The organism is Fibrobacter sp. UBA3718 (genome assembly GCF_002371935.1).
In the GTDB taxonomy this organism is placed as follows: Bacteria; Fibrobacterota; Fibrobacteria; order Fibrobacterales; family Fibrobacteraceae; genus Fibrobacter.
This window is the reverse complement of record NZ_DFHR01000010.1, coordinates 13,724-18,515: the sequence shown is the minus strand read 5'-3', so window position 1 is coordinate 18,515 and position 4,792 is coordinate 13,724. Positions and strand designations below refer to the sequence as shown.

Annotated in this window: 8 protein-coding genes; 4 read left to right on the top strand and 4 right to left on the bottom strand. The window is 43.8% G+C overall.

Features of this window, described 5'->3' with window-relative positions:
• The 4 genes from B4A77_RS03150 to B4A77_RS03135 form a co-directional block, all read left to right on the top strand.
• Nucleotides 1-1,110, top strand: a 1,110-nt coding sequence (locus tag B4A77_RS03150) for a glycosyltransferase (RefSeq protein WP_290738232.1), incomplete at its 5' end; no start/stop codon positions are given.
• A 250-nt stretch (nucleotides 1,111-1,360) separates the two neighbouring features.
• Complete coding sequence (locus B4A77_RS03145) at nucleotides 1,361-1,624, top strand: hypothetical protein (protein WP_290738229.1); 264 nt, start codon at nucleotides 1,361-1,363, stop codon at nucleotides 1,622-1,624.
• Between the two features lie 239 nt (nucleotides 1,625-1,863).
• Nucleotides 1,864-2,571, top strand: a complete 708-nt coding sequence (locus tag B4A77_RS03140; protein ID WP_290738226.1) for a hypothetical protein — start codon at nucleotides 1,864-1,866, stop codon at nucleotides 2,569-2,571.
• A gap of 52 nt (nucleotides 2,572-2,623) precedes the next feature.
• Nucleotides 2,624-3,028 carry a hypothetical protein gene (locus B4A77_RS03135; RefSeq protein WP_290738223.1) on the top strand — a complete coding sequence of 135 codons (405 nt, stop codon included), beginning with the start codon at nucleotides 2,624-2,626 and terminating at the stop codon, nucleotides 3,026-3,028.
• Between the two features lie 103 nt (nucleotides 3,029-3,131).
• Here the strand turns inward: B4A77_RS03135 and B4A77_RS03130 are convergent, their stop codons facing one another.
• The 4 genes from B4A77_RS03130 to B4A77_RS03115 all read right to left on the bottom strand — a co-directional run.
• A complete protein-coding gene (locus B4A77_RS03130) occupies nucleotides 3,132-3,467 on the bottom strand; it encodes an ATP-binding protein (protein WP_290738220.1) in 336 nt (111 codons plus the stop codon).
• A gap of 92 nt (nucleotides 3,468-3,559) precedes the next feature.
• Nucleotides 3,560-4,000: a hypothetical protein gene (locus tag B4A77_RS03125; RefSeq protein ID WP_290738216.1), complete on the bottom strand. Its 441-nt coding sequence runs from the start codon at nucleotides 3,998-4,000 to the stop codon at nucleotides 3,560-3,562.
• A gap of 287 nt (nucleotides 4,001-4,287) precedes the next feature.
• Nucleotides 4,288-4,521: a hypothetical protein gene (locus B4A77_RS03120; protein WP_290738213.1), complete on the bottom strand. Its 234-nt coding sequence runs from the start codon at nucleotides 4,519-4,521 to the stop codon at nucleotides 4,288-4,290.
• 37 nt (nucleotides 4,522-4,558) lie between these two features.
• The coding region (locus tag B4A77_RS03115; protein WP_290738210.1) for a hypothetical protein at nucleotides 4,559-4,792 on the bottom strand (234 nt) is incomplete at its 5' end.

Genomic DNA, 4,792 nt, shown 5'->3' with positions numbered 1-4,792 from the left:
ATGGACTATCCCGAAAATCTGGATAGTCCCTGGAAAAAGTACTGGCCCAAGAACATGTCCAAGTTGGCGGCGTTTACGCGCCCGTTCGGCGATGCCGAGGTACGCCGCAAGTGGACTGCCCTGCTTGATGATTTCAAGCCGGATGTCGTTCACCTGAATAACATTCACACGCAGCTTTCGCCGGTGATTGCGGAGATTGCGCATGGCCGCGGAATCCGCGTGGTGTGGACCCTGCACGATACCAAGCTGGTTTGCCCCTGCTATACGTGCACTCGCGATGGCAAGTGGTGCGAGGAATGCTTTACCGACAAGAAGGCCGTGATTCGCCACAAGTGCATGCCGGGGAATATTCCCGGCGCGATTATCGGCTGGCGCGAGATTCTGAAGTGGAACAAGGACCGCCTGCAGGCCTGTACCGACAAGTTCCTGCCGCCGTCGCAGTTCCTTGCCGATACGATGGTGAAGGGCGGCTACTCCGCCGAAAAGATGCAAGTGCTCTGCAATTTTATTGATGTGAGCAAGGTGCAGAATCCGTCCCTGAAAAAAGATGATTACTACGTGTTCCTTGGCCGCGTGAATTCCGTGAAGGGCGTGCCGACCTTGTGCAAGGCTGCAGCGCAGTTGCCGTACAAGCTGATTGTGATTGGCGGTGGAGAAATGTTGCCTGAATTGCAGGCTCAGTATAAGGATTACGCAAATATTGAGTTTGTCGGTCAAAAGAACTGGGACGAATTCCGTCCGATTCTCGAGGGCGCGCGCTTCATGGTGTTGCCCGCTGAATGGAGCGAAAATAACCCGCTGACGGTTATCGAGTCGCAGTCGCTTGGAACTCCTGTTCTGGGTGCAAGGATTGGCGGAATTCCGGAACTGATATCTGAATCGGGATGTGCGGGGGATGCCGCTGGTAAGAACGGCACAGCTCAAAATGCTGGTGAGAACGGCGTCGCGAATGGCATGACGTTTGTCTCGGGCGATGTTGAAGACTTGAAGGCTAAAATAGAGCAGATGTTTGCTGCGGAATTTGACTATGCCGCCATCGCAAAGAACGCCCAGGAAAGGTATAATGCAGAAGCCTATTATGAACGGCTGATGAATGTGTACTGCGGGTAGGGAGTTTGGCTGAAGGCCTCTGCGTTTATTTGGTGATGCTCGTTTGCATATTATGTTAGGCCTACAGCCACTTGGCAACTTGTTGCCTTAGTGGCTGTGGCCTGCGTTAGGGATGGAAGCCCGAAGGGCCGGGAGGGCCGCTTGTCAACTGCACTCGGCCCTCTAGGCGGAAAAATTGCGGCGTTAGGCCGCAATTTTATGCCGCGAGAGCCCGCCCCCGGCCCTGGCCGGGGAACGTCCCAATCTCCGGATGGGGCTGCTGCAGAACAAGTACGAACTCAACAACGTCAGTCGCGCCGCCGTCGACCAGCGGGATTCCATTCACAATGCCAGGCTGATTCCCCCGTGCATCATCGGGAAGAACGTCACCATCGAGAACTGCACCATCGGCCCGAACGTGACTATCGGCGACAACTGCAAGCTCAAAAACCTGACGATGAAGAACTGCATCATGTGGGACAACGAAGAAACCGGATATTCCCACTTCGAGAACCAGATTATCGCCAGCTGCTAGGGAAAATTCTGTAGAAGGAACACAACAGAGGGGCTTACGCCCCTCTGTCGTGTTTTGAGAATATCCCCATGCAGGGTGGCGAATTGGACTGCGTTTTACAGAAAATGTAAAAGATAAGGAGTGGGGTGATTTTGGTGGGGCTGAGAAAATGACGAAAAACGATGCGGCGTCCTCTCTTTCGGGTGCTTTGGGGCTGATATTACGCAAAAATTGACAAAGAATGCATGAAATTGAACTTAATGGCCTTGATTCTATGGGAAAAAGTTCCTATCGACGGACCGGTGGTGCCGGATGGATTTGTTCAGTGTTTTTTTTGTATATTTGGACGCATGATTTCGGAGATTGTTCTAAAAAAAGACATTCAAGCATCTTTGGAAGAATTGGATGCGGATCGTGATGTTTTTGAAAAAGCCGAATTTAATTCTGCGGGAATACGAAAAATGTTTGAAAAATATGGTGAACAGGTTCCTGTTTCCATATTTAATTTTTGGTATGACAAGCATAAAAAGCTTGAGCAACGTGTATCATCTTTGGAAAATTTAGGCAAGGCTTTTCTTGAATTCTTTACAACTTATTTGAAAGAGTGTGTAAATGCTTCTTCCGAAGTTGCAAAACAAATATTGGAAAAATCTAAGATTCACCCTGAGTTGAGGTTGAATCAAATTAGAGCGGGGATACCTTTTGCTGATCCTGTTGTAAAAGTGATGCTTGTGTATAAAAGAACTAGCGATGAAGAAGTGACGGAACAGGATATGAAAAGTTTTTCAGCACTTGAGTCCGAAATACTCGAAGTGGAGGAAAATTTTGTTCATGAGTACAGTTTTAATTTCCCTGAAATAGGGGCTGTTAAGAATTCAGTAAAAGTTGAATTTCATTGGTTGCTGTCAGATGAACGCTTAAATGCAACGGCATTGCAAAATGATTATCCGACTCTTGTGAGGTTTTAATTTGCCTACATTAGTTGAACATAGCGAACACTGTCAACATAATATTGATTTTTTGGCATCGTTCCTTTTAGAACACTCCAATGACTGGGCTATAACTGTTATGTTTTATACGGCGGTACATGCTATGGAGGCGGTTCTTAGTTTAGAAAACGTCCATTGCCAAAATCACCAAAGCCGTAAGAGCGAACTGGAAAAGCGTGATATTGATGGATTAAAAGAGACGCTGCGCCTGTACAAATCTCTGGAAAGAAAGGCTCACGATTCGAGGTATACGAATTACAAGATTTTTGATTGGGAAGTCCATCGGGCTTATAAGGACCTGCTGAGAGAGATAATCGGTTGGTTTAATACGCGAAAATATGGTTACAATATGCAAATAAAATCGTGTGACCAAATGGATGATAAATGGCTTTCTAAATATCGGTCAAAAGATCCAGAATGTAATAAGTGCCATTAAACCAAGGCTTGGTCAAAATAGTTTTTGTTGACCCCAAAAAATAATTTGATCTTATAAAAGAGAGTGCCACTAGTCCGGCCTGACGGAGCCACCTGTTTTTGTCCTACTGGGCTTCCGACGGGTTCAACCCATACACTTCCCTCATGGACTTGTCAACCGACTTGGCGATGTACTCGATGTTTATCTTGTACGAGTCGAACGATATCCGGTCCATGATGGCGTCCGCAAGGGTGCTTTCGCCGTCGCATATCTGGTTGTACCAGTCCTTTTCCTCGTACTGGGAACAGAATATGGTCGACGACCTCTTGCGTCTCTTGTGGATTACCTCCAGTAGCAACCTGGCCTCGTTCTCGCGGAGTTTGAACGGCAGACATTCGTCGATGATGAGGAGCGTCGGCTTGGTGTACTTCTGCAGCGCGTTTTCGAGGGTAGCTGACAATTATGGGGAAGCTTACAGCAGGACCTGTGTCGATTTGTGGTAATGATGATGTTTTGAAAAGCAATATTGATAATTTTGTTGAATCTACGAAATTAATTTTTAGAAGAACTCTGCTTGATTTTCTTGTAGAAATAAAAAGGATTTTTAACAGTATTTAAATAATCTTTCCGACCTTTTCTTATTGCATCGAGTAAAGATAGTCCAGAAATCACTCCTGTAGCAAGTAAGGGGGTGTTATAGTAAGAAATAGCGGCAATAGCAATATTTATAATATTATCAGATGCAATTGATTTTGTCATCCCTAATTTACTAGTTACGTTTTTTGAAGCATTCTCATATTTATGTTGAATTTCAGTGATCAATTCGTCATATTGTTTTTCATCGTTAACTGAAGATAACAAAATGGAATCATTTTGCAGCTCATTTTGAAAACTACGAAAACTTTCAAAAGAAGACCGTCTAACTTCCATGGCCTCCTTAAAATTCAAATTCTGTAATCCTGGGATGTTTAAATCAAAACCAAGTGTATGCACGTTACTTTTTTTGTTGAAAACTGCATCTCATAAAACTGTTTCTCAAATTCATTATTCAAAATCACCGGAGAATTCAATTTGGAGCAAATATTATGTCTATATATAAAGAAATTAAATTTTTCTTTTATTGTTGTTATCACTTCTTGATGAACCCAGTTGTCATACTCATCCTTTTCAGGGATATAGTTCGGATCAATTACCATATACAATTTCCCTGCTTGTTCAAAAATATTTGTGGGTTTTTGATAACGTGCAAAATTACATTTTGAGCCAAAATCTCCATTAAATCACATACCGATATGATTAGAAATAGACAAAGCGTTATTCGATCGATTTTGATTGTCAAAATTTATGACTTTTATTTTTTCTTTAAACCAATTATAGATGTTTTTATCTATATCAGCAACAGACAAATCAGGAAATCTCATGTTTGGAATTCGCTCAGATTGAAAGCCCAAACTAAAAGGGTAAAACTTAATATATGCAGTATCGCACCTTACACCATCAACTAAGTTTTTCATATATAAAAATGGGTAGCTGACAGGTTGACAGCTGTGTTTAGTTTGTATGCGGCGGGCAAGAAGAACTGCGAATTGATAGCGGACTATGCAGGATTTTCTGCAAAAGTCCGCAAACCATATAGCCAAGGAACTCGGGCGACTTTATTCCGGGTTCTATTGAAAATGTGATAGAATCTGATGCACCTGAATCGGTGTACCGGAATCTGTTTCTTGTATCGGTGGCGAATCCAATGAATGCTGCGGCAACTACGACTTTTGCACAGACTTTTGC

Bases quoted from the DNA above. Each gene is read 5' to 3' on its own strand.
- B4A77_RS03140 (WP_290738226.1), top strand. From the start codon at position 1,864: ATGGCCTTGATTCTATGGGAAAAAGTTCCTATCGACGGACCGGTGGTG.
- B4A77_RS03145 (WP_290738229.1), top strand. From the start codon at position 1,361: ATGGGGCTGCTGCAGAACAAGTACGAACTCAACAACGTCAGTCGCGCC.
- B4A77_RS03120 (WP_290738213.1), bottom strand. From the start codon at position 4,521: ATGAAAAACTTAGTTGATGGTGTAAGGTGCGATACTGCATATATTAAG.